Genomic DNA, 22,810 nt, shown 5'->3' on the forward strand with positions numbered 1-22,810 from the left:
TTCCTAGGATGTCGTAGAGGGGGTGACCTCGTCACCCCGACACGACGAATCCGGGCCCTCGGAAGGACCCGGATTCTTGTGGAGAGGAACTACCAGGAGCCGGCGGTCGGGCCGGCGGAGCCGCCCCGGCGGCGCAGGTACTTCTCGAACTCCTGCGCGATCTCGTCACCGGTGAGCGGGGTGATGCCGGCGTCGCCGACCCGTTCCTCCAGCTCGCGGACGTACTCGCCCAGCTCGGCGTCCTGCTCGGCGGCGCTGCGCACCCGCTGCTCCCACTCGGCGGCCTCCTCGGCCAGGTCGGCCATCGGCACCGGCAGGTCGAGCACCTCCTCGACCCGGTGCAGCAGCGCGAGCGTGGCCTTGGGGCAGGGCGGGTTGTTGGCGTAGTGCGGCACGTGCACCCAGAACGACACCGCGTCCACCTCGGCCCGGGTGCAGGCGTCGTGCAGCACGCCGACGATGCCGGTCGGGCCGTCGTAGCGGGTCGGGGTGAGCTGGTAGCGCTTGGCCGCGTCGGCGTCCGACGCGCTGCCGCTGATCGGCAGCGGCCGGGTGTACGGCACGTCCGCCAGCAGCGCGCCGAGCAGCACCACCCGCTCGACCTCCAGGCTGTGGCAGAGCTCCAGGACCTGCTCGCAGAAGGTCCGCCAGCGCATGCTCGGCTCGATGCCGCGGATCAGCACCACGTCCCGGTCGGTGCCCTCCGGGCTGGCCACCATGAAACGCGTGGTCGGCCACTCCACCCGACGGGTCTCGCCGTCGGCCATGGTGATGGTCGGCCGGCTCACCTGGAAGTCGTAGAAGTCCTCCGGGTCCAGCTCGGTCACCTGCCGGGCCTGCCAGACCTGCTCGAGGTGCTCCACCGCCGCGGTGGAGGCGTCCGCCGCGTCGTTCCAGCCTTCGAAGGCCGCGATGGCGACCGGGGACCGCAGCACCGGCAGCCCGTCGAACTCGGTCACGCCGTCACCTCACCCTGCTCGTCGGGAGCGGCCCCGGGTCCCCGCCCGGACGTCCGCCCGCCGTGCACGGTCGCGTCCCTGATGTCCTTCACGTCCGCCAGCCTACGTGGCGGCGCGGGATGCGGCCCGTCGGCCGCGCCGGTCGGGTGCGCCGACCGGCCGGACAGAACGGATGAACAGGACGCGGTGATCCCGCTGACAGTATGTGGGAAGCGGTGTGTGCCCCGACCGGGTTCCGAATTGCCGCACTAACCTGGCTCTGTGCGGACTTCGTTGCTCGATGTGCTGGCAGAACGGATCCTCATCGCCGACGGGGCGATGGGGACGATGCTCCAGGCGGCCGACCTGACCCTGGACGACTTCGACGGACTCGAGGGCTGCAACGAGATCCTCAACCTCACTCGCCCGGACGTCGTCCGGGGCGTGCACGAGGCGTACCTGGCCGCCGGCGCGGACTGCGTGGAGACGAACACCTTCGGCGCCAACCTGCCCAACCTCGCCGAGTACGGCATCGCGGACCGGATCCGGGCGCTCTCCGAGGCGGGGGCGCGGCTGGCCCGGGAGGCCGCCGACGCGTACGCGACGCCGGAGCAGCCACGGTTCGTGCTCGGCTCGATGGGTCCGGGCACCAAGCTGCCGACCCTCGGCCACGCCCCGTACGCCTCGCTGCGCGACGCGTACCAGGAGAACGCCGCCGGCCTGATCGCCGGCGGCGCGGACGCGCTGATCATCGAGACCTGCCAGGACCTGCTCCAGGTCAAGGCGGCGGTGGTCGGCGCGAAGCGGGCGCGGGCCGAGCTGGGGCGGGACGTCCCGATCATCTGCCAGGTCGCCGTGGAGACCACCGGCACCATGCTGCTGGGCAGCGAGATCGGCGCGGCGCTGACCGCGATCGAGCCGCTCGGCGTCGACCTGATCGGCCTCAACTGCTCCACCGGCCCGGCCGAGATGGGCGAGCACCTGCGCTACCTGTCCCGACAGTCGCGCATCCCGCTCTCGGTGATGCCGAACGCCGGCCTGCCCGTGCTCACCGCCGACGGGGCATACTTCCCGCTCACGCCGGTGGAGCTGGCCGACGCCCTGGAGCAGTTCGTCACCGAGTACGGCGTGGCCCTGGTCGGCGGCTGCTGCGGCACCACCCCGGAGCACATCCGGGTGCTGGTCGAGCGGCTGCGCGGGGCGCGGCCGGTGGTCCGGGAGGCGAAGCCGGAGGCGGGCGTCTCGTCGATCTACCACCACGTGCCGTTCGCCCAGGACGCCAGCATCCTGATGGTGGGGGAGCGGACCAACGCCAACGGTTCCAAGGCGTTCCGCGAGGCGATGCTCGCCGCCGACTGGCAGGCCTGCGTGGAGATCGCCCGCGGCCAGGCCCGGGACGGCTCGCACCTGCTGGACCTCTGTGTCGACTACGTCGGCCGGGACGGCACCACGGACATGCGCGAGCTGGCCGGCCGGTTCGCCACCGCGTCCACTCTGCCGATCATGCTGGACTCGACGGAGCCGGCGGTGGTCGAGGCCGGGCTGGAGATGCTCGGCGGGCGCTGCGTGGTCAACTCGGTGAACTTCGAGGACGGCGACGGCCCGGAGTCCCGCTACGCCCGGGTCATGCCGGTGGTCCGGGAACACGGCGCCGCCGTGGTCGCCCTGCTCATCGACGAGGAGGGCCAGGCCCGCACCCGGGACTGGAAGGTACGCGTCGCGGTCCGACTGATCGAGGACCTGACCGGCCGGTGGGGGCTGCGCCGGGAGGACATCCTCATCGACGCGCTGACCTTCCCGATCGCCACCGGGCAGGAGGAGACCCGCCGCGACGGCATCGAGACCATCGAGGCGATCCGGGAGATCGCGGCTCGCTACCCGGGGGTCAATTTCACCCTCGGCATCTCCAACGTGTCGTTCGGTCTCAACCCGGCGGCCCGCCAGGTGCTCAACTCGGTGTTCCTGCACGAGTGCGCGCAGGCCGGCCTGACCTCGGCGATCGTGCACGCCAGCAAGATCCTGCCGATGTCGAAGATTCCCGACGCGCAGCGCGAGGCCGCCCTCGACCTGGTCTACGACCGCCGCCGCGAGGGCTACGACCCGGTGCAGCGGTTCATCGAGATCTTCGAGGGGGTCGACGCCGCGTCGGCGCGGGCCACCCGGGCCGAGGAACTGGCCGCGCTGCCGCTGGACGAGCGGCTCAAGCGCAGGATCATCGACGGCGAGCGCAACGGCCTGGAGGCCGATCTGGACACCGCGATGGCGGAGGGGCACGCCCCGCTGTCGATCATCAACGACCTGCTGCTCGACGGCATGAAGGTGGTCGGCGAGCTGTTCGGCTCCGGCCAGATGCAGCTGCCGTTCGTGCTCCAGTCCGCCGAGGTGATGAAGACCGCGGTGGCCTACCTGGAGCCGCACATGGAGAAGACGGACGACGACGGCAAGGGGCGCATCGTGCTCGCCACCGTCAAGGGCGACGTGCACGACATCGGCAAGAACCTGGTCGACATCATCCTGTCCAACAACGGCTACGAGGTCGTCAACATCGGCATCAAGCAGCCGATCAACGCGATCCTGGACGCCGCCGAGGAGCACCGGGCGGACGCGATCGGCATGTCCGGCCTGCTGGTCAAGAGCACGGTCATCATGAAGGAGAACCTGGCCGAGATGGCCTCGCGCGGCATCGCGGAGCGCTGGCCGGTCCTGCTCGGCGGGGCGGCGCTCACCCGGGCGTACGTGGAGGACGACCTGCGCTCGATGTTCCCCGGGCAGGTGCACTACGCCCGGGACGCGTTCGAGGGGCTGTCCCTGATGGACCGGGTGATGACGGCCAAGCGGGGCGGGGCGCCGGTGGTCGACCCGCAGCGGGAGGCCGCCCTGGCGGCCCGCCGGGAGCGGCGGGAGCGGCAGCGGGCGACGGTCCGCGAGGCGCTGCCCGAGCTGGACGACGCATCGGTCCGCTCCGACGTGGCGCGGGACGTGGAGGTGCCCACCCCGCCGTTCTTCGGCACCCGCGTGGTGAAGGGGGTGCCGCTGGCCGACTACGCGGCGCTGCTCGACGAGCGGGCCACCTTCCTCGGCCAGTGGGGGCTGCGCGGCGCCCGCGGTGGCAAGGGACCGTCGTACGAGGAGCTGGTGGAGACCGAGGGGCGGCCCCGGCTGCGCTACTGGCTGGACCGGCTGATCGCCGACAAGGTCCTCGAGGCGGCCGTCGTGTACGGCTACTTCCCGGCGTACGCCGAGGGCAACGACCTGGTGGTGCTGGACGAGAACGGGCACCGCGAGCGGGCCCGGTTCTCCTTCCCGCGGCAGCGGCAGGAGCGGCGGCTCTGCCTGGCCGACTTCTTCCGGCCGAAGGGCGACGAGCTGGACGTGGTGGCGTTGCAGTTGGTCACCGTCGGCCAGCCGATCAGCGAGTACACGGCGAAGATGTTCGCCGGCAACGAGTACCGCGACTACCTGGAGGTGCACGGCCTGTCGGTGCAGCTCACCGAGGCGCTGGCGGAGCACTGGCACCGGCGGATCCGGACCGAGCTGACGCTGCCCGGCGGGCGTACGCTCGCCGACGACGACCCGGCGGACCTGGCCGGCCTGCTGCGCACCGACTACCGGGGCTGCCGGTACGCGTTCGGCTACCCGGCCTGCCCGGACCTGGAGGACCGGGCGAAGATCGTGGAGCTGCTCGGCGCGGAGCGAATCGGGGTGCAGCTGTCGGAGGAGTTCCAGCTGGTGCCGGAGCAGGCGACGGACGCGATCGTGGTGCACCACCCGGAGGCGAACTACTTCAACGCCAAGTGATCGCCGCAAGCGCTCTGACCTGCGGTGGAGCAGCCGGAACGGCCCTGATTCCCATGATCATGCCGTTTCCAGGCCGTCTAGGCTCTGCGGGTCGTCGGCGAAGGCGTGGTCGATCGCGCGGCGGGTGCGGTCCTCGCTGGCCGGCAGCAGGTGGGTGTAGATCCGGAGGGTGAAGCCGGGGTCGGAGTGCCCGAGGTAGGCCGAGAGCGCCTTCACGCTTTCGCCGGCGTCGAGCAGGACCGAGGCGTAGGTGTGCCGGAGCACGTGCATGCCGTTGTGCCGGTTGTCGGGGACGCCGGTGGCGCGGATGGCCCGCTTCCAGACGCCCCGGTTGAAGGCCGTCCGGTCCAGCGCTGTTCCGGCCGGGGTCGTCAGGTAGAGCGTCACGGTCCGCGGCTCGCCGGTCGAGGAACCCCACGGAAGGGTGACGTCGACCGGCGGGTACCGCTTGGCGTGCTCAGTCAGGCGGCGTGACACCGATTCCGGCAGTGGGACGTCGCGGACCTTGCCGCCCTTGGGTAGCGCGAAGATCAGGCGCCCGCGCACGAGCTTGACCTGACGCGTCACGTGCAGGACGGGCCGGGCCGGGTCGATGTCGTCCGGGCTGACGCCGAAGATCTCACCCTGGCGCAGGCCGCAGCCGGCGCCCAGGTCGACGGTGACCCGGTAGCGGTCGGCCAGGGCGGCGCGGAAGCGGGCGCGTAGGTCGTTGGGCCACGGGACGACCTTGGGCGCTTGGTACTTCGGTGGCCGGATCGTCTTGACCGCGAACGGGTTGCTGACCACCTTCCGGTCATCGACGGCCGCGTTGAAGATCATGGAGACGTCGTTGAACAGGACCCGGCGGTAGCTGGCCGCCAGGCCCTTCGTTTGCAGCTGGTGTGCCCAGGCGCGGATGGTGGCGGGTTGGATGGCGGTGAGTGCCTGGTCCCCGAAGGCGGGGTAGACGTGGAGCCGGAACTCGTATTCGAGCCGGTCCCGGGTCAGCTCGTCGGTGGTTGCGGCGGCGAGCCAGTCGTCGGCGTAGCGCTTGAAGGTGATGCGCCCGGCGTCCGGGTCGACGTAGGTGCCCTTGAGGATGTCGGCCTGGACGCGGGCGAGGAACGCTTGCGCTTCCCGCTTCTTCTTGTCGGGGAACGACTGTGACTTCTCTTTGCCGTCTGGCGAGGTGTAGCGGACGCGGTAGCGCATTCCCTGCCCGCATTCAGGTTTCGGTTCCTGGCGGGACTTGCCATCAGGGCCGACGACGGTGCGGTACCAGCGGTCGACGATGTGGGCCATGTCAGGCCGCCGTGGACTGGTCGGCAAACCAGGCGCGCACCGCGTCGGGGTCGTAGCGGAGGTGGCGGCCGACGCGGGCGGCGGGCGGTCCGTACTTGCGCTTGCGCCACTGGTAGAGCGTCTGGACGGGGACGCGCAGGTAGGCGGATACGTCTTCGATTTCCCACAGCGGTTCGGGGGCGGTAGATGCGTTCATCAAGGCTCCTTTCGGGCGGTAGCGGTAGGTGGATCAGGAGGGCATGTCGGCACGTCGTTCGGGCGTGGGCCGAAGGCGATGTGTCGCTGTGGAGTTGTCAAAGGACGGGTTCCGAGGTCGTTGACACGTACGTGTCAAGCGGCCAGGGATCGGGTGGTGGTGCGCTGTTGGGCCAGCTCGTCGGCCAGGGCGTCGAGTCCGGCGAGGTGTCGGGCGCGGGCCATGGCGGCGGCGGTGTTGGCCAGGAGGGCGTCGCCGGTGGTGATCCAGCCGGTGGCGTGGTAACCGAGTTCGTAGATGACCTGCTCGGCTTGTTCGTCGTCCCAGGTGTGGGGGTGGCCTTCGGTGCGTCGCCAGATGGTGCGCTGGAAGCGGATGAAGCCGAGGGTGGCGGAGAAGGCGCGGCTCTTGGTGGTGATGTGGCCGCCGTAGCCGAACTGGTGCGCCCATCGGCGCAGCCGGGTGTAGTCGGGGTGCTCGCCGAGGTCCCAGCAGGCGCGGATGAGCCGCCCGAGGTGGGTGCGGGGATCGCCGTGGACGTCGACGGAGAGGTCGTCGACGCGGCGCAGGTTCAGGCCGGTGACTTCGGTGCTCTTGGTGACGTACTTGGCGAGGTAGCCGGTGATCTGGGCGAGGTTGACTTCACCGCCGGGGGCGTTGACGTGCTTGATGTCCAGGCCCTTGTCGCCCCACGCGATGTGCCAGCCCTGCCCGTTGTTGGCTGGGTGCGGGGCGGAGGTGTAGGCCGTCTTGACGAAGGCGGCTTCCACGGCGTCAGCGAACATGTCGCGGGTGATCTGCCGAGGCGGCGGGACGATCGCGCCGGGGCAGTCCGGGTTCTCGCCGTCGAGGCGGATCAGGGCGTGGTAGTGGATGACGCCGCGTACCTGGAACTCGTAGACCTTGATGTAGCGGCGGCGCAGCTCGACGCCGTGGGCGCGGCCGAGGCGGCGTAGTTCGCGGTCGACCTGCTGGATGGTGCGGCGCCACAGTTCTGGTGCTTCGTGGTTCCAGACGACTTGGGCGGTGTGGTCGTAGCAGTCCAGGCACAGCGGCTGCCCGAGCTGCCCGTCACCGGCCTTGTGCCGGCCACCGCACCGCAGGTCGACGCCGTGGGGGCAGGTGCGGCCGAACGGGTGGCAGACGGAGGCACGGCAGGTGCAGCCGTCCTTGCGGCGGCAGTCCGCGGCGTGGACCTTGACGACCCGGTGGTGCACCGGCCCGAAGGACGGGGCGGTGGCGGTGAGGAAGATGGCGATGTGCTCGTGCAGCGGCGGCAGTCCCCACCGGTCGCCTTGGAGCCCTGCCTTGATGAGGTGGTAGGTGTCGCGGCGGTAGACCTCGGCGCAGGACGGGCAGACGGCGACGCGGCGGTTGCCGCACGGGGTGTAGATGGCGCCGTCGGGCATGTCCTCGGTGTCGATGGTGACCATGCGGTTGCCGTCGCGGTCGTTGACGTGGATCTGCCCGGCGAGGCGGATGGGGTGCTTGCACGCCGAAGCGGCGCGGACGTGGCCGAGCCAGTCCGGGTAGTCGGGGTCCTGAGCGCGGGCGCGGCCGGAGGCGACGGTGCGGGGGTCGTGCCCGCGTACCCAGCCGTCGTCGGCGGGGCGGGTGGAGGTGGGTGCAGCCCAGGGCCAGTAACCGGCGTCGGCGGAGGCTCCCGTACCCGGGACCGTGGTGGTCCCGGGTGCGAGAGGCAGCGTCGAGGAGGTCACGCGGTGGCTCCCACGGCAGTGCCGTTGTGCTGGTGGTCGTTGATGGTCGGTTCGGTGGTGAGGGCCGTCAGGAGGTCGGCGGCCGTGTGAGTGGGCACGCGCAGCCGGACGGCGAGCTGACCCGGGTTGATCGGCTCCCCGTGGGCCTTGGCGTGCGCGGCGGCGACGAGCCGGGCGTTGGACAGCAGCGCGGGCGGCAGACCGCCGGTTGCCGGTTGCGGAGCCACAGGTGCCGGGGTCGTGTCGGTGCCGGTGGTGTCCGGGGTGGGCTCGACCGTCGTCGGGGTGTCGGTGCCCTCGCCAGAGGCGGGCAGGGTGATCGGTTCGTTGGCGGGTTCCGGGTCGGTGTCGGGTGCGGGGTTGGTGGCCGGGGTCGCGGCGGCCGGGCGGACCAGCGGCGAGGCGGGGATGTCGGGTGACGGGGCCTCGGCGGTGGTGGCCGGCGCAGGTGCCGGGACGAGTTCGGTGGGCCGGGAGGTGCGGTTTCCGGTGGCGAGGAGCGCGGAGGTGGCCATGAGCATCAGGCCATCCACGGCGAGGGGACCGAACCAGACGACGAGGGTTTCCTCGTTGTAGTGGTCGAGCAGTCCGGACAGGTGCCGGTAGGACACGAACGCGGCGACCAGGGCGACGGGCGGCAGCCCGACCCACCGCAGCACGTTCCAGCCCCAGCCCGTCGGCCAGGGTGTGCGAGCAAGGATCTCGATGGCGATGAATAGGAACAGCGGCCACACGACCGCGGAGACCACCGCTCCCGGCTCCGGGGTCCAGTCGGCCGGAGCGTTCTTCGGGGCGATGAACGAGTGGGCGATGTTGGCGGCGACGGAGACAGCGCCGCCGGAGAACGCGCCGATGTAGGCGTAGACGCGGCCGTTCTTCTTCGTGGTGGTCATGACGCCGCCTTGGGGTAGGTGACGTGTTGCTCGGCGTGTATGCCGGTGAGTCCGGCGCGGATTGCCTCGCAGGTGGCGCAGGGGTCGCCGTGACCAGAGGTGCAGTCGGTGAGGTGGGCGTCGTGGATGATGCGGATGGACTCGGCGTAGTAGCCGGACAGGAACGATTCGAAGGCGAGCGGGCCGCGCTCGGCGAAGTCACCGGCGATGGCGGTGACGGCGTAGTCATCGGGAGTCATGCGCTCCTGGGCGGCGACGTTCACAGGTGAGTCCGTCATCGGGCACCTCCTGAGGTGCAGTCGAGGCATGCGCCGGCGCGGCGGGGGATGTAGTAGGGCTTGACCTGGCCGCAGTCGGGGCAGGTGCGCCGTGCGGTGAGCGCCTTGTCGATGGCCGCGCGCTGGGCGGCGGTGGCGGTGCGCTTGGGTCGGGCGAGGTCGAGGCGGTAGAGGTAGGCGACGCGCTTGCCGCGCCGCCACATCAGTTGCGCGGCGGGGTCCTGGCCGCCGGGGCGCAGCTGCCGGGCGCGGAGCTGGCGGCGGGTGAGCAGCCCGTCGGGGGCGAGCTTGAACGGGTAGGTCGGCAGGCCGTAGCGCTCGCCGGTCGGGTCGTAGAACACCATCGGGTCGTCGTCCTCCCGGTCGGCGTCGTCCTGGTCGTGGTCGTCGTCGCCGGCAGAGGCGCCGGTGGTGAAGGTGGGGTGGTCGTAGGTGTCGCGGTCGATGTCCTCAGGCAGGAACGCGGCCGAGCACACGGCGCAGACGATCGGCCCTTCCTCGAAGGCCGTGGTGGAGATGCGCAGCTTGCGGGGGCACTCGCACTCGCAGGCCACGCCGTTGTTGTTGTTCGTGCGCTGCTTGCCCTCCCCGGTGGGTTCGGGGTGGCGGTAGAAGCGCAGCGCGTCGGTCAGGTCGGTGATGACGGCCCGGTAGCGGGCGCGGGTGATGTCGGTGAGGGTGCAGGGGGAGTAGCCGAGCTTGTCGTCCTTGGTGGTGGACATGCCGAGTTCGCCGGCGAGGGTGGCGAAGCGCTTGTTGTGCCAGCGGCCCTGGCGGGAGGTGTCCTGAACGCCGCGGACGTCGGCCAGGGCGTGGGTGGCCTCGTGTAGCAGGGTGGTGAACACGGCTTCGGGTTCGCGGGACAGGCCCTCGCCGGAGATGAGGATTTCGGGGAGCTGGGTGTCGCCGTGCTGCCAGCGCAGGGCGGCGAAGTGGCCCCACTTCATGCCCTGGGTGGGCTTGGTGGGGGAGCCGGAGCCGACAACCAGGACGGCCGCCGGAACCTCGGGGTGCTGGTGACGGATGGCCGCCCAGGCGGCTTCCAGGGTGCGGAGCAGTGCGGCGGTCGAGATGTCGTCTTGACACGTACGTGTCACGTCGGGGGTGTGGGCGGCGGTGCTCATGCGGCCCTCCGGATGGTGTGCTTGCGGTAGGCGATGGCGGCGGCGCACAGCGCCTCGATGACGTCGCCGGCCGTGCGGCCGGGCAGGGTTTCCCAGGCGAAGACCGGGGCGTGGAGTCCGGCGTGGCCGACGGCGATGAGGTAGGTGTTGAACCACTCGACGGCGGCGCTGTAGGTGTGCCGGTCGGCGTCGGTGACGCCGGTGAGGTACCAGCGGGGCTGGCCGAACACGGCGGCTCGGATCGCGCCGAGGATCGACGCGGGATAAGTGCCGGTGCTGTGGCAGGCGCACTTCGCAGTGCACCCGTCGTGGATGTCGTAGAGGCTGTTCGGGGTCCAGCCGTAGCGGCCCAGGTAGAGGGCGGCGTGGTCGAGAACGGCGTGGACGTTGCCGGTTGGCAGGGCGGCGACGGTGCTCATCGGGCACCGAGCCAGGCGAGGAAGCCGTCACGGGTCGGGAGCTGCTCGTTGCCGTACGCGTGCTCGGCGTAGGTTTCGAGCTCGTCCTCGGTGGCGTGGTCCCAGTCGTAGCTGTCGGCGGCGGCCCGGAGGGTCGCGATGACCTGCTCGGCGCTCTGACCGGGCCGGTCGTTCCAGGACAGGGGACAGGTCGGGTCGTCGTCCTCGGTCTCCCGAGGCTGCGGCTCGTTCAGGTCGAGGAAGTCGGAGAGGGCGTCGAGAGCGCGGGTGTAGTCGCGCGCGGCGGGCTTGGACTTGACCTTGTGCGGAAGCCAGATGCAGCGGCCGTGAGCGGCCATCCCGATGGCACCGGCAGCGCAGGCGGGCGGGAACGGGGTGTCGTGGGTGACGCGGTAGTAGACGCCTTGCGTCCAGCCGTGCAGTTCGAGGTAGCGGGCGGCGCAGCGCAGGATGTCGGCCGGGGTCAGGTCGGCCAGCGCGCCGGGGTGGGGCTGTTTTTGGGTAGGGTTCATGGCGGCCACGTCCTTTCGTGGGCGGTGGTTGGTGGCCGGCAGATCGGGCAGCTTTCCTAGGGCCGTGTCCCGGTCTGTCGGCCGTTCCTCTATCGGTGGTGCAGGTGGAGCCGGAGGAACACCCGCTGCCGGTTGTCGTGCGGTCCGGCGGCGGTGGGTGCGGAGCGGAAGACGAGTACGCCCGCGTGGCGGGCGATGGTCGTGAGGGCGGCGATGTCTTCGCCGGTGCCGACGAGCACCAGGTCCAGGACCCGGGTCGGGACGGCTGTCCGGGTGCTCATGCCGCCACCGTGGTTTCGGTCGGGGTGTCGGTGCGGGTGTGGCGGCGGGTCCAGGCGGCGTAGTCAGCGACCCGGATGATGTCGGCGTCGGTCATGTATGCGGCCTTGACGAGGCTGGGGATGCCCCCTTCGGAGATGAGGTAGCCGGCACCCTGGTTGTTGGGGTCGATGGTGTTGGAGGAGTAGCCGCGGGCGGCCCAGCCGTGCCCGAGCACGATGTCGGAGGAGACGTCGGTGGTGCAGCGGCCGGCGAACCGCCACGCGAACAGGTCCCGCAGGCTGGTGGGGATAATGTCCGAGGACGGCCGCTGCGTGGCGGCGGCGACGATGATGCCGACGGCGCGGCCCCGGGCGACGATGTCGCGCAGCAGCGCGGCGAACAGCTTCTGCGTCTTCTCGTCTCCGGAGGTGGCGGAGAAGTAGGCGATCTCGTCGCAGGCGACGAGGATCTGACCGAACACGTCATCGCGGCCGATCTTTCGACGGCGGCGGGCCTTGAGGAAGGCGTACCGGTTGTCCATGACCGTCTGCACCCGGCGAAGGGTGCGGATGGCGTGGTCGATGTCGGGGCCGACGAACACGTCGCAGGCGTCCTCCCACAGCCCCAGCTCGACCTGCTTGCCGTCCAGCAGGCACAGCCGCACATCGGGGCACAGGGCGGCGTGGCCCACGATCGTGTTCAGTAGCGAGGACTTGCCCGCGCCGGGCTCACCGCCGATGAGGATGTTCCGGTAGATCATCGGCAGGTAGACGGCCTGGCCGAACTCGTCGATGCCGAGGAACACCGGGTCGAAGATGGATAGGCCCGCGCCGACCGGCACCGTGTCGACCGGGGTGGCGGGTAGTTCGATGGTGTCCGTGAGGTCCATGGCGGGCTCCCGGGGTCGGTTGACACGTACGTGTCAAGCAAGGGCGGGGGAGGGGAGAGGCGCGGACGTTTGACCCGTCAGGGGTGCTTGGTCCGCGCCGTCCCGGTGGTCAGGCGTAGTCGGAGGGGTCGAACCCGTTCGGGCTGGTGCCGGCGGCGGGGGTGTTGCGCGGGCGGCGCGGCCGAGGCGTCTCGGCGGTGAGGGTGTCCGGCACGTCGGGCAGGTCGAGGCCGACAGGCGGCATCCCCGAGGAAGTGGGAGCGTTGGCCGGCACGTCGGTCGGGACGTGTTCCGGCAGCGGGGACACGATCGTTGCCGCGAGAGGTTCGCGGCGAGTGATGTCCAGGCGGATCAGAGCCGCGTAGCGGCGGGAGGCGCGCATGACGCGGACCTCGTTGGCCCAGCACGCCACGGCGAGCTTCTGCACCTGGCCGTCCTGCTCCAGATCCCGGAGCGACAGGCCGGGGCGCAGCCACACCCACACCCGCTCACCGGCCGGGGTCGGCTTCGCGGGCAGGATCAGCGGCAGCGAACCGGAGCGGTTCGTGGCGATGAACGCGGCGAAGCACAGGCGCAGCCGGTGCCGAACCACGAGGCACCAGATGAACGCCATGACTCGGCGGCGGACCGGGCCGATCGCGGCCGGCAGGCCGACGACCAGGGCGACGACGAGCAGTGACCCCCACAACGGAGTGGACTGCATCAGCGCGGTCCAGCCGTAGACGGCGACCAGTCCGAGCAGGATCTCCGGCAGCCAGTGCCAGAAGACGCGCAGGACCGGCCAGGCCACGATCAGTGCGAACACCGCCGCGCCGCAGGCGGCGCCGATGAGGCTGCCGAGCAGGGCGCCCACGATGGGGTGCAGGTAGTGCGAGGCGACGGTGGCGGCCAGGAGGCCGACGACGCCGACAGTGACCCAGAAGGCGATGGTGGCCCGACGACGGTAGGAACGGGCGACCGGAGCTTCGATGACGGTGACGGTGCCCCCACGGTTCGACCAGCCGAACGGGGACCTCTGGCTAGACTTGGACACGACAAGTCCTCCCAACGTGGGACCGGAGTTGTTGACAGGACGCGGGCTCGCAGACGACGCCAATCAACGGCGAGCCCGTGTCCACCACTTCGCTGTTGGAGCAGGTGACACGTCCGCCGCTAGGCGGCGGTGTCCAGCGGCGTCAGGCCCGTGGCCCGGAACGCCACACCCGAACGGACCTTGCCGTCCCGGTCGTTGACCCAGGGCAGCGCCTCCAGGTCGACCGGCTGCACCGGCTGACGGACGGTCACCGGCGGCATCACCGGGTTGACTACCGTCACGTTGATGACCTCCGCGCTCCCCTCCGAGAGGGCGTAGAGGTGCACGGTCCACATCGGGTTCTTCGTCTCCCGGTCGAACTTCTGCTGGCCGTTCTGGTCCAGCTTCGGCACCGGGTTCACCGACACCTCGTACGACACCCGCGAGGTGTCCAGCAGCAGACGTCCCATGACTGACTCCTTCATCTCGTGAGCTGAGCCCACATCGGTGGGCCAGATACGTCCTCCCTGGACGGCAGCTCTTGTGGAATCAGGGTGCGTCGATCGGTAGTGACGAGTTCACCACGAGCTATGGACGACTAGGGACGTCCTTGCTACGGTGAGTCGTCCCTCTCAGTCGTCCCCGATCGAGGATGGAGCGAGGATGCCGAACGATCGGCTGCGCAGCGGCTTGCTGAAGAAGGGTCTGACGCCGGCCAATCTCGCGGACCAGCTCGGCGTCGATCCGAAGACCGTCGAGCGGTGGATCACGCAGAACCGGAACCCGTACCCGCGCTACCGCCACTCCATCGCGGAACTGCTGGACGAGAGTGAGTCGTACCTCTGGCCGGACGCTCTGCCGACGCAGCGAGCCGTGCAAGTCAGCCAGTCCGAGGTCGTCCACATCTACCCGCGCCGTGGGGCAGTCCCGACCGACCTCTGGCAGCAGCTCTTAGAGAAGGCCACCCGGCAGGTCGGCGTGCTGGTCTACGGCGGGCTGTTCCTGCCGGAGTTCAACCACCGATGGGTGCCGACGCTGCGAGAAAAGGCGTTAGCCGGCGCCCAGGTCGAGCTGCTGTTCGGCGACCCGGAGGGCAAAAACATCGCCGACCGCGGGGACGACGAAGGCATCGGCCCCGCCATGTCCAGCAAGATCCTGAACGCCCTGGCCTTCTACAAGGACCTGCGGGACCTCGACAACGTCGGGATCTACTACCACGACACGATCCTCTACAACTCCATCTACCGCTTCGACGACGAGATGCTGGTCAACACCCACCTCTACGGCACGCCGGCCGCTTACGCCCCCGTACTGCACCTACGCCGGCTCGGCGGCGGCGACCTGTTCGACAGCTACGTCGCCAGCTTCAACCGAGTCCTCGGCAAGAAGCGGGCCGTCTGGCCTGAACACTGAGCCGCCCGCGGTGAGAGGCTAGGGCCATGGCCCGGATCGAGCACTTCAACAACCCGAACGCCCCGAAGCCGAACAGCATCGTCGTAGCAGTGACCGTCTTCGTCCAGGACGAGCAGGGACGGGTACTGCTTATTCAGCGCACCGACAACGGCCTGTGGGCGCTGCCCGGCGGCGCACAAGACTTCGGCGAGCACATCGCAGAGACGGCCGTGAGGGAGACGCGCGAGGAGACCGGCATCGAGGTCCAGGTGACCGGGGTAGTCGGGATCTATACGAACCCGAACCATGTCGTGGAGTACAGCGACGGCGAGGTGCGGCAGCAGTTCTCAATCTGCTTTCGCAGCCAATACGTCGGTGGAGCCCCGACGACAAGCAACGAGTCCTCGGCGGTCCGCTGGGTCGAATGGGAGGCACTCGATCGCCTATCGATCCACCCGTCCATGCGGCTCCGCATAGACCATGGCTTCGAGCGACGCAGCGAGCCTTACATCGGCTGACTCGCCATTCGAGCCTCTGTCCGCTGTATAGCGTCCATTAGCATGGGCTCTGCTCTTCTCCAGAACCGAGTTACCAGATGATTGGGCCCGTATCGATCTCGGATCTCGGTAAGCCTGTCCTCCGCCGTCATGTTCTGTCCATCGGGGCCAGTGGTCATGTCGGCAAACCACAATGCATCGGATGTAGGTGAAGTCTCCGGCGAGAATTCGGCTGATAGTTCTTGGCTTAAGCCACGCTCTTCAGCCTCGTAGATTGCACATGAGTGGTAGGCAACGAGATTCGCGACTCGCAGTGGGAAGTGCTCGCGAACAAGCCAGCGCGCCCCGTCGAGCGAATGGAATCCAGTGTCCACCAAGGCCGGCGCATACCCGATGTCGTGGAGCCAAGCAGCGGTCACGAGAATCTCCGGGTCTTCACCAGTGACGTGGCTCAGTTCCCGTGCCTTCGACGCAACCGCCTGAACGTGCCGCCAGCGCCGGGGAAGGGCGTCCGCGAGATGCGCTTGAGCTACCAGCGCTGCCCTCTCCAAGTCATTCACCTACCCAATCTACGCCTTCCGCGGTGCCGCACGCTAGAGGCGGGCGAACGTGACGTTAGCCGGGGTGCAGGCACCTTTCGATCGGATACCTTGCCCGGCAACACCCAATGTCTGCTAAGCAGATCACTGTAGATCTGAGTGTAGCGGCCGAGTCCCTTGGAACTATAAATGGTGTAGCGTCCGAGAAGTTCTGTGGAGGGCAGCCAGTAGGTGGCCAGCGCGTAGATTCCCCCAGCTACAGCGGCGGCAGCGGTCGAGGCCGGCAGAATTCTGGTGAACGGTAACACGTACATGATCGTCAGTGGAAGGTAAAGTATCCCAATAACAAGAAAGATTGGCAATCGTAACAGGTCGCCAATAACACCCGAGGAACGCGAACGCAACACACGCACATTTAGCCCAAGTCTTAGCGGCAAAAAGAACGCCGCCGCAGGGCCAACCGTCGCCGGAATAAGGTACGCCGACTTCGAAAATTTTCCGTAGAAGCTGTGGCGCTCGTAGGTACGTGTTGCTGCTGAAGTCACGAGCGAAACAATCAAGGTGGTCGCGACATGGACCCCAAGGAGCGCCTCCGGCAGATCTGTAGGTGGCTCTTGCCCCCCAGTTGGCCGGCCATAATCGTACAGAACCCAAAGTGCCGCGAATCCGAAACAACAGAGGCTGCTGTAGGCGAACGCTCGAACTGCTCTGAACGGGCGAATCTTACGCCACCAACTCGTATGTTGTTCCAAGAACCTCAAGGGTTGGCCTGGAGCGCTTAAGGCCTGTATGTAGAGGTTTGTCTTCGGTAGGCCATCGAAGGCTTTGAGCGTGTAGGCGCAACCGAGCAAGGTAACGAGGTTGGAGGTCAGGGGCAGACCATTCCTCAGCGGATATGCAGCCCTGCGATGCGAGTCCGGCACCCATCGCAAATTGAGGCCAGGCTGCAACTGTAGCTCGTTGAAGCAAGCGCGACTCATCGCAAGGACTATGAGACGTTGTACAATTTCCCTAGCTATCTTGGTATGGCCAATGGTTGGTACGGAAAGTGAGTGCCAGAGCGGGGCAACTAGAGCCGGGTTATCGTCCGGAATTACCAGTGAAAGCTGAACAATCGTCTCAGGGAAGTCGATGGCTGATGTTTGGGCCATGCTTTGTATGAGTTTGGCTGCAATGGGCGACTCCCCGCCGAAGATCCCAGAGAATATTTGACGTTGAAATTCAGCATCCTTCAGCCGTGCAATCCTTTGTAGTTCAGTCCCCAGCACCTCAAACGCTGATTCTCTTGCAGCCTCCGTGCGCGAATGCGTGGCTTGAATTAAGGCGGACAGGAGTGGAAGAACCCTCTCCCTTGCCAGGTCACTAGCCGATAGTTCAACCTGCACACTCTTTACCAGCGCTGTAGCGACCTCCTCAGGGACCATGGCGGTAGCGAGGCAGGCGCATGCCAGCTCTGGGTTCAAAACGCCAAGCTTCGTCAGGAAGGGTCCGGATTGCGGGTTATCAGGACTGCAGAAGAAGATTGTTACCTGCCGCCATTCTGGATCATCTGCCTTCGTATATAGGAAGGACGAACCTTTTGAGGGGTCCAACGCAAGCCTGGATGCTACGAAGTATTCATGCAATGACCGGTGCGCGTAGGCGAAATGTCCTTCATCTGAAGTGCTGGTTAGGATGCCTGACCGGTCGATAATCTCGTCAACAAAGTTTTCCGCTTGATCCCTGCGGAGCCGCGTTATTGTCGGCTGCCTCTTCAAGCAGTAATCGACGATGTCATTGTAGGAGAAATCTGCAAAAGATGCAGATCGAGTGTTTGTGAGGTGAATCGCGAAGTCCCGCAAAAAGCGCAGCTTGTCGTCTGTGGGGAATCTGTTCATGCGAAGCTGACCCTCGACGGGGAAGTCATGTCGGCGAAGGAGTTCCGTAAGCATCTCGCTATAGAGCTGTCCGACGGAGCGAGGAATCTCGTAGCCAGGCAGACTAATATAGAGGCCGACGGATATTGCGAGTAGGAGCGGGACGCGGTGCAGGTCAAGTGTTCCCGAGGCACGCACATCCGCAAGGAAGGTATGAGGTGACCGGTTCTCGGGAAAGTCCCTTTGCCTCTTCTGCACGAATCGACTGATGCTGGGTTCGTCGAGCGGGGAAACCAGGAAGTGGCGATCGGAGAACCATGTCCAGTCTTCTCTGAACTGTAGATAGTTCTGTCGCCTGCAACTGATGACAATTCGTGCCATCGAGGTAGGAAGGCGGGACGCTTCGGGCCTTGTCGCGAAGTCGTAAATGGCGGCCCTTACTCTTTCGTACGATGCTTTCGATATTTCGTCAAGCCCGTCGAGTAGGAGCACGATACGACCCTGCAAGAGGAGCCGGCGCAGGAATTTTTCCGGGCGCTTCACGCCCGCCCGACTTCTAAGAAGATCTAGAATGTAGCTTTCGAACGTTCCGCCGGCCTCGATGTGCCCAGCAACATGGCGCAAGGCGACGAGGATGGGAAATTCATTCGTTCTCGCCAGCGCCTTCATGTCCCTGCTAGCTTCACGGTGGCGGCGACGGGATCGAAGTATCCCCGAACCGTAAGCCTTGAGTAGGGTGGACTTGCCGCTACCCGGATCGCCCACAAGGAAAACCCGCCTTGGGCCGAAAGGTGCTAATACGGCAGTCGCATCCATGCGGACATCCGCTCCGGCGGCCATTGATTGCACGGATAGGGACACGTAGGTGTCGTCGAGGCTGAGTTCTTCAACTCGCTTTAGAACTATGTTTTTTAGCGTGCCATGCTCCCGCAAGAACCAGCGCCGATAGCGGGCGCGAACTCGGCCGGTCGTGAGGGAAGCATGCTCTCCAGCGGCCAGAAGGATCTCACGAACCCGACGAGACAGCAGGCCGAGTAAGGGCAGGAGGATGGCCAAGATAAGGCCTGCCTCGTCGGCGCTCATGCGCAGGTACTTCTGGAGTAGCTCCTCCACGGAACCTCCAAGATCGCTTGATTCACGCAGCTTGGCAGGGCAGCCCCGGCTAGGCAACCGTCCTAGGGGTGTCTTGTGAGGACTTTCTGTACGAAATCAAGGCGGCCCGCGTCGCGGGCCGCTCGCGCCGCCGAACCTGGGCCGGGCCGTTGGCCCGCCGCCGCGCCTCTGGCCTTCGGCCGCCAGCGCGTCGGTGTTAGCCCGCCGGCGGCGCGACGTACGAAGAAACCCCGGACCGCCATGGGTTCTGGCAGATCCGGGGCTTCATGTTGACGAGGGCAAAAGCAGTGCCTCCGGCGGGGTCCTCGGGCACTCCAGGATGGTGGCGCCATCCCGACGGCCTTCGTCCGGGGCGAAGCCGAGTGGATGTGGTCTGCCCGGTCAAGGTCGTTCAGCCGCTGGGTGCTCCACCTTGACCGGGCAGACCACACCCCCTCCACGTTGTGCGGACGAAGGCCGACGGGATGGCTCGGGCGACACTGCTCAAGGCGCGTTAGGGCCTGGGCTTGACCAGGATGAGGCGGGCTGGATCGACACCGGAGGCGGCTCTCAAGGTGGGAAGGTCTGCACCGGAGATACCCCGGATCTCCAGATCCACCTTGGAGAGTGCCAAGGCGCTGGCGATGGACTGCCCCTCCGCTATTGCGGCGTAGAACCTAGCAGCGAACCTGATCGCCGCGGTGTCCTTGATTTTGTCACTCATGCCTACGGCGGCTGACGTTACCTCCGTCAGGGCTTCGAGCTGCGCCTCAGACTTGCATGCGTTCAGCACCACCAGGCGGGGAGGCTGGTCCACTGCCTGCAGGGCGCTAACGAAGGTCGCGGCGGTCATCGTCGTTCCGACCGCTAGCGCAGTGCCACCGTCGAAGCTCAACATCGATTCGTTGCCGTGGCCAGAGAAGTGGATAACGTGAGGACGGAACCGGGTCAATCCGTCCAGTAGATCAGGACCCGTTGCGGCAGGCATCGGCTCGATAGCGACCATATCTCGATGGGTGGCTGCCCGTACTGCCTCCTTTACGTTTCGCACTTCCTTATCCACTCGTAAATCACCCAGAGGGGAGGATGTCAAGTAAAGGATGCGCAGGGGATCGGCCGCTTGGGAAGTGCTGGATGGCGTGAACTTCTGTGCCTTAATGATGTCGGCTTCGATGTGAGAGCCGGCGGAGAAGTGCCCGGGTGCCTGATGGTGCGTAACATCCGTTACTCGGTGCAGCACCACCTTGTCGTTTGCAATCCTCTGCTCGATTAGGTCGCCTTCTTCGACGTCCGCGTCGATATCAAAGAACGCTTTCCCCTTTTGGATGGATGCAAGTACCTCCGTGCGAGTTTGCCCATCCGAGGTGTCGCGAATGACCGTGACCATTGATCCTATTCGGCGGAGCATGGATGAGAACGACATAAATCCTCGCGCTTTTGGTTGTGGAGCCAGCGCTGCTGGCGAAAGGTCTGAGAGTAGTCGATCGGAAAAGCTTTAGCGATGGGCGGGTCTCTGGCCTTTATCGGCCGCAGCAGGCGCAGGTGCTGCCAAGTGGGCCAGTGTTTACACGGATAACTCGCTCCGCCTCCCTAATAGAGAATGAGCGGCTCTTGTCGCCACGCAGCACGTCGTTCATTTCTCTAATAAGATCGTCTTGTTGGGCCTGATTGAGGTTGAGAAAGCCTCGCAAGACCTGCGCCGTGGCCGCGTCCATGCCGTCCTCCGCTTAGATACGCCGATTTTTGAAGTCACCACAAACGCCGCAGGCTGAAGGCTTCATTGAGGTTGGAATCTCCCCGCAGCCGACGCATTTGCGGCCCCGGTCCCTAAGGGCGGACCGATGCCCTCGCCGCTTTTCCTGGTCAGTCACTCCGTGCGTGTAGTCTTGCGCCCGACGGGCAGTGTCTCTGGCCTTGAGTGCGACGTACCGATGCCTGAGCTCGTGCAGTTCTAGCGGCTCGTTTGCTAACTCTTCAAGCTCCTGAGCGATTTGGCTGTTGTCGATAAGTGACGCTGCCGAGTAACCGTATTCCTCCACCCAGGTTGCAACGACTGACCATAGTGAAATAACGAGCTGGACGAGTCCAATCAGCGCGCCGATGGCGACCGCCAGATGCAGGAATCGAAACCCCGCGCCGTAAGCCAGGGCTAGCCCTCCCACGACTATCGGGACCGCAAGTGCTACAAAGGTGAGCAATTGCAAACGACGCTTGAGGTTCTCCGCCCGGTAGCCAAAGATGGCCGCGGTCGCCGAGGCGTAGAATGCCCGGTCCCAGATCTCCGCCTTGATCGCATTGATGAGGTGGTCCTCCCGGGGTTCCTCATCAGCGCGAGACTCGCTCATCGGTACTTCTCTCCGTCGACCAGCCGACAGGCTAGTGGGTGGCGACGCAACACCATACCCTGTCGGAGCTCATTCAGTAGCGTCGGACGAGCGCGGCGGCGTGTTGATGCTGAACATTCATGCCGATTCTGGGTAAATCCGGCGAGGTCGCGGCACCGAGGTGAAGTAGTAACAGCAGGGAAATACGGCGACCGACCACACCTAGCGGAACCACGGTGACTGCCATCGGACCGACGACCAGCGGCGCAAGCCGGACGCGACCGCATCGCCGATCTCTGGGGGATAAGGGTCGTCCTGATGACGAGGGAGCCCAAGATCATGCCGTCTGCAGGCCGTCTGAGGTGAACTAAGGGTGACCAACGATGACGATCGACGGCAGAGGTCAGCGCAGGCCAGGGGCCGTTCGGTCTGATTGAAGCTGATACGCCGAGGGCCTTCCACATTGCAACGCCAGGTGATCGCCGCAGGTGCGGTGACCTGCGGCGGAGCATCGGTCGAGTACCGGCCGGTGTGAGCGGCTGCCGCGGCCGGCCCGGCCGGGCCCGGAGCGGCCCTACCGGATGTTACCGGTGTGGCCGAGGGAGTAGCGGCCGGGCTGCGGCCATACGGTCAGGCCGTGCGGGCCCCGACCGACCGGTATCCGGGCCAGCAGCTTGCCGGTCTCCGTGCTCAGCACGTACACCTCGTTGTGGTAGCGCCCGGACAGCCAGAGCTGCTTGCCGTCCGCCGAGAGGCCGCCCATGTCCGGGCTGCCGCCGCCGGGGATCCGCCAGGTCGCCGTGGGTTTCAGGCCGGCCAGGTCCAGGACGGTCACACTGCCTTCGTCCCGGTTGGTGACGTAGGCGAGCTTCGCGTCGCGGCTGAAGTAGATGCCGTGGGCGCCCCGGCCGGTGCGGATGAATCCGGTCTGCCGGGTGGCCTGGCCGTCGAAGACGTACACCCCGTGGGCGTGCATGTCCGCGACCAGGAAGTGCTGCCCGTCCGGGGTGAGTCGGGTGTCCTGGGGCATCCCGTCGGACGCCTCGGTGAGCCGGAAGTCGCGCAGCTTGCGCAGGCTGGCGGTGTCCAGGACCAGCATCCGGTTGGCGAACTCGCAACTGAACAGCATGGTCCTGCCGTCGGCGGTGTAGTCCATGTGGTTGATGCCGCCGCACTCGGGGAACCGGACCGACCGCACCCGCTGCCAGGTGCCCACGTCGTAGAAGTCCAGCCGCTGGTACGCCTCGGCGACCACGATTGCCTGCTTGCCGTCCGGGGTGAAGTAGAGGTTGTAGACGTCCTCGAGCTTCCGGAACTGGCCCGGCTCGCCGGTGCGGGCGTCGATCGGGACCAGGCCACCGTTGGGGATCTGGCTGGACGCCACGTAGAGCGTGCGCAGATCGTAGGAGGGCACCACGTGCTGCGGCTCGGGGCCGCCGGGGAATTTGTCCACCACCTTGTAGGTCGCCGGGTCGATCACCCAGACGTCGTTGCTCTTGGTGTTCGGCACGTAGACCAGCGGGCGGTCGCCGCGCACCGGCGCGGCGAGTTGGTCGGGGCCGGCGGCGGCGTAGACGTTGCCGGCCGCCGGGTAGCTCGGCATGCCCGTCACCAGCGGCCCGAACGACCGGCCCGCCGAGGTGCCCGCGGGCGGGCTGGTCAGCGCCTCCCTGGTGGGTGCCCGGTCGGTGCAGGCCAGGAGCCCGGCCGACAGGAACAGGACCGGGACGGCGGTCAGCAAGCGGCTGCGGGACATTACCCCATAATAAGGGACAAATGTCTGCCGGGACG

Annotated in this window: 21 protein-coding genes; 3 read left to right on the forward strand and 18 right to left on the reverse strand. The window is 67.1% G+C overall.

Translation table 11 applies throughout. The features are described from left to right. Positions 1–89 precede the first annotated feature (89 nt). Positions 90–959: a PAC2 family protein gene (locus tag Q2K19_RS24005; RefSeq protein ID WP_302763921.1), complete on the reverse strand. Its 870-nt coding sequence runs from the start codon at positions 957–959 to the stop codon at positions 90–92. 261 nt (positions 960–1,220) lie between these two features. Between Q2K19_RS24005 and metH the strand changes: the two genes are divergently transcribed. Further along, positions 1,221–4,736, forward strand: coding sequence for a methionine synthase (gene metH / locus Q2K19_RS24010; RefSeq protein WP_302763923.1), 3,516 nt, complete (start codon positions 1,221–1,223; stop codon positions 4,734–4,736). Positions 4,737–4,793: 57 nt separating this feature from the next. Here the strand turns inward: metH and Q2K19_RS24015 are convergent, their stop codons facing one another. The 12 genes from Q2K19_RS24015 to Q2K19_RS24070 form a co-directional block, all read right to left on the reverse strand. After that, entirely contained in the window at positions 4,794–6,017 is a 1,224-nt protein-coding gene (locus Q2K19_RS24015; protein ID WP_302763925.1) for a tyrosine-type recombinase/integrase, read from the reverse strand. Position 6,018: 1 nt separating this feature from the next. Beyond that, positions 6,019–6,213 carry a helix-turn-helix domain-containing protein gene (locus Q2K19_RS24020; RefSeq protein WP_302763926.1) on the reverse strand — a complete coding sequence of 65 codons (195 nt, stop codon included), beginning with the start codon at positions 6,211–6,213 and terminating at the stop codon, positions 6,019–6,021. A 134-nt stretch (positions 6,214–6,347) separates the two neighbouring features. Then, positions 6,348–7,931, reverse strand: coding sequence for a replication initiator (locus Q2K19_RS24025; protein WP_302763928.1), 1,584 nt, complete (start codon positions 7,929–7,931; stop codon positions 6,348–6,350). After that, on the reverse strand, positions 7,928–8,824 hold the full coding sequence (locus tag Q2K19_RS24030; protein WP_302763929.1) for a hypothetical protein: 897 nt from the start codon (positions 8,822–8,824) through the stop codon (positions 7,928–7,930). Before Q2K19_RS24030 ends, Q2K19_RS24025 begins: the two co-directional genes overlap by 4 nt. Beyond that, positions 8,821–9,102, reverse strand: coding sequence for a hypothetical protein (locus Q2K19_RS24035; RefSeq protein WP_302763930.1), 282 nt, complete (start codon positions 9,100–9,102; stop codon positions 8,821–8,823). Before Q2K19_RS24035 ends, Q2K19_RS24030 begins: the two co-directional genes overlap by 4 nt. Next, positions 9,099–9,446, reverse strand: coding sequence for an RRQRL motif-containing zinc-binding protein (locus Q2K19_RS24040; RefSeq protein WP_302772731.1), 348 nt, complete (start codon positions 9,444–9,446; stop codon positions 9,099–9,101). Before Q2K19_RS24040 ends, Q2K19_RS24035 begins: the two co-directional genes overlap by 4 nt. A 776-nt stretch (positions 9,447–10,222) precedes the next feature. After that, positions 10,223–10,645, reverse strand: a complete 423-nt coding sequence (locus Q2K19_RS24045; RefSeq protein WP_302763931.1) for a DUF6197 family protein — start codon at positions 10,643–10,645, stop codon at positions 10,223–10,225. Continuing rightward, positions 10,642–11,157 carry a DUF6197 family protein gene (locus tag Q2K19_RS24050; protein ID WP_302763933.1) on the reverse strand — a complete coding sequence of 172 codons (516 nt, stop codon included), beginning with the start codon at positions 11,155–11,157 and terminating at the stop codon, positions 10,642–10,644. The genes Q2K19_RS24045 and Q2K19_RS24050 overlap by 4 nt, the downstream gene beginning before the upstream one ends. Positions 11,158–11,246: 89 nt before the next feature. Then, positions 11,247–11,438 (reverse strand): hypothetical protein, encoded by a 192-nt coding sequence (locus Q2K19_RS24055; protein ID WP_302763936.1) that lies wholly within the window; start codon positions 11,436–11,438, stop codon positions 11,247–11,249. Further along, positions 11,435–12,307, reverse strand: coding sequence for an FtsK/SpoIIIE domain-containing protein (locus Q2K19_RS24060; protein WP_302763937.1), 873 nt, complete (start codon positions 12,305–12,307; stop codon positions 11,435–11,437). Before Q2K19_RS24060 ends, Q2K19_RS24055 begins: the two co-directional genes overlap by 4 nt. 109 nt (positions 12,308–12,416) lie before the next feature. Beyond that, on the reverse strand, positions 12,417–13,340 hold the full coding sequence (locus Q2K19_RS24065; RefSeq protein ID WP_302763939.1) for a hypothetical protein: 924 nt from the start codon (positions 13,338–13,340) through the stop codon (positions 12,417–12,419). Between the two features lie 119 nt (positions 13,341–13,459). Beyond that, positions 13,460–13,789: a hypothetical protein gene (locus Q2K19_RS24070; RefSeq protein ID WP_302763940.1), complete on the reverse strand. Its 330-nt coding sequence runs from the start codon at positions 13,787–13,789 to the stop codon at positions 13,460–13,462. Positions 13,790–13,982: 193 nt separating this feature from the next. Here Q2K19_RS24070 and Q2K19_RS24075 point away from each other — a divergent pair, with 193 nt between their 5' ends. Beyond that, positions 13,983–14,732, forward strand: coding sequence for a helix-turn-helix domain-containing protein (locus tag Q2K19_RS24075; RefSeq protein ID WP_302763943.1), 750 nt, complete (start codon positions 13,983–13,985; stop codon positions 14,730–14,732). Positions 14,733–14,758: 26 nt separating this feature from the next. Continuing rightward, a complete protein-coding gene (locus Q2K19_RS24080) occupies positions 14,759–15,229 on the forward strand; it encodes an NUDIX hydrolase (RefSeq protein WP_302763944.1) in 471 nt (156 codons plus the stop codon). On the opposite strand, the gene Q2K19_RS24085 is transcribed toward Q2K19_RS24080, so the two are convergent. The 5 genes from Q2K19_RS24085 to Q2K19_RS24105 form a co-directional block, all read right to left on the reverse strand. Next, positions 15,217–15,768 (reverse strand): HD domain-containing protein, encoded by a 552-nt coding sequence (locus Q2K19_RS24085; protein ID WP_302763946.1) that lies wholly within the window; start codon positions 15,766–15,768, stop codon positions 15,217–15,219. The two genes, Q2K19_RS24080 and Q2K19_RS24085, sit on opposite strands and share 13 nt — an antisense overlap. After that, the gene (locus tag Q2K19_RS24090; RefSeq protein WP_302763947.1) at positions 15,765–18,716 is read right to left on the reverse strand and encodes an NACHT domain-containing protein; all 2,952 of its coding nucleotides are present in this window, start codon (positions 18,714–18,716) and stop codon (positions 15,765–15,767) included. The genes Q2K19_RS24085 and Q2K19_RS24090 overlap by 4 nt, the downstream gene beginning before the upstream one ends. A 493-nt stretch (positions 18,717–19,209) precedes the next feature. Then, positions 19,210–20,082 carry a CHAT domain-containing protein gene (locus Q2K19_RS24095; RefSeq protein ID WP_302763950.1) on the reverse strand — a complete coding sequence of 291 codons (873 nt, stop codon included), beginning with the start codon at positions 20,080–20,082 and terminating at the stop codon, positions 19,210–19,212. Between the two features lie 340 nt (positions 20,083–20,422). After that, positions 20,423–21,040: a mobilome CxxCx(11)CxxC protein gene (locus Q2K19_RS24100; protein ID WP_302763952.1), complete on the reverse strand. Its 618-nt coding sequence runs from the start codon at positions 21,038–21,040 to the stop codon at positions 20,423–20,425. Between the two features lie 553 nt (positions 21,041–21,593). Then, the gene (locus tag Q2K19_RS24105) at positions 21,594–22,775 is read right to left on the reverse strand and encodes a YncE family protein (RefSeq protein WP_302763953.1); all 1,182 of its coding nucleotides are present in this window, start codon (positions 22,773–22,775) and stop codon (positions 21,594–21,596) included. Between the last annotated feature and the right edge of the window lie 35 nt (positions 22,776–22,810).

This window comes from Micromonospora sp. NBRC 110009 (genome assembly GCF_030518795.1).
Taxonomy (GTDB): domain Bacteria; phylum Actinomycetota; class Actinomycetes; order Mycobacteriales; family Micromonosporaceae; genus Micromonospora.

Excerpts from the sequence above, each read along its gene's own strand:
- Q2K19_RS24075 (WP_302763943.1), top strand. The coding sequence starts at position 13,983 with ATGCCGAACGATCGGCTGCGCAGCGGCTTGCTGAAGAAGGGTCTGACG.
- Q2K19_RS24020 (WP_302763926.1), bottom strand. The coding sequence starts at position 6,213 with ATGAACGCATCTACCGCCCCCGAACCGCTGTGGGAAATCGAAGACGTA.
- Q2K19_RS24080 (WP_302763944.1), top strand. The coding sequence starts at position 14,759 with ATGGCCCGGATCGAGCACTTCAACAACCCGAACGCCCCGAAGCCGAAC.
- Q2K19_RS24095 (WP_302763950.1), bottom strand. The coding sequence starts at position 20,082 with ATGGTCACGGTCATTCGCGACACCTCGGATGGGCAAACTCGCACGGAG.
- Q2K19_RS24105 (WP_302763953.1), bottom strand. The coding sequence starts at position 22,775 with ATGTCCCGCAGCCGCTTGCTGACCGCCGTCCCGGTCCTGTTCCTGTCG.
- Q2K19_RS24030 (WP_302763929.1), bottom strand. The coding sequence starts at position 8,824 with ATGACCACCACGAAGAAGAACGGCCGCGTCTACGCCTACATCGGCGCG.
- Q2K19_RS24060 (WP_302763937.1), bottom strand. The coding sequence starts at position 12,307 with ATGGACCTCACGGACACCATCGAACTACCCGCCACCCCGGTCGACACG.
- Q2K19_RS24015 (WP_302763925.1), bottom strand. The coding sequence starts at position 6,017 with ATGGCCCACATCGTCGACCGCTGGTACCGCACCGTCGTCGGCCCTGAT.
- Q2K19_RS24055 (WP_302763936.1), bottom strand. The coding sequence starts at position 11,438 with ATGAGCACCCGGACAGCCGTCCCGACCCGGGTCCTGGACCTGGTGCTC.
- Q2K19_RS24045 (WP_302763931.1), bottom strand. The coding sequence starts at position 10,645 with ATGAGCACCGTCGCCGCCCTGCCAACCGGCAACGTCCACGCCGTTCTC.
- Q2K19_RS24070 (WP_302763940.1), bottom strand. The coding sequence starts at position 13,789 with ATGGGACGTCTGCTGCTGGACACCTCGCGGGTGTCGTACGAGGTGTCG.
- Q2K19_RS24100 (WP_302763952.1), bottom strand. The coding sequence starts at position 21,040 with ATGAGCGAGTCTCGCGCTGATGAGGAACCCCGGGAGGACCACCTCATC.
- Q2K19_RS24035 (WP_302763930.1), bottom strand. The coding sequence starts at position 9,102 with ATGACGGACTCACCTGTGAACGTCGCCGCCCAGGAGCGCATGACTCCC.
- Q2K19_RS24050 (WP_302763933.1), bottom strand. The coding sequence starts at position 11,157 with ATGAACCCTACCCAAAAACAGCCCCACCCCGGCGCGCTGGCCGACCTG.
- Q2K19_RS24040 (WP_302772731.1), bottom strand. The coding sequence starts at position 9,446 with ATGGTGTTCTACGACCCGACCGGCGAGCGCTACGGCCTGCCGACCTAC.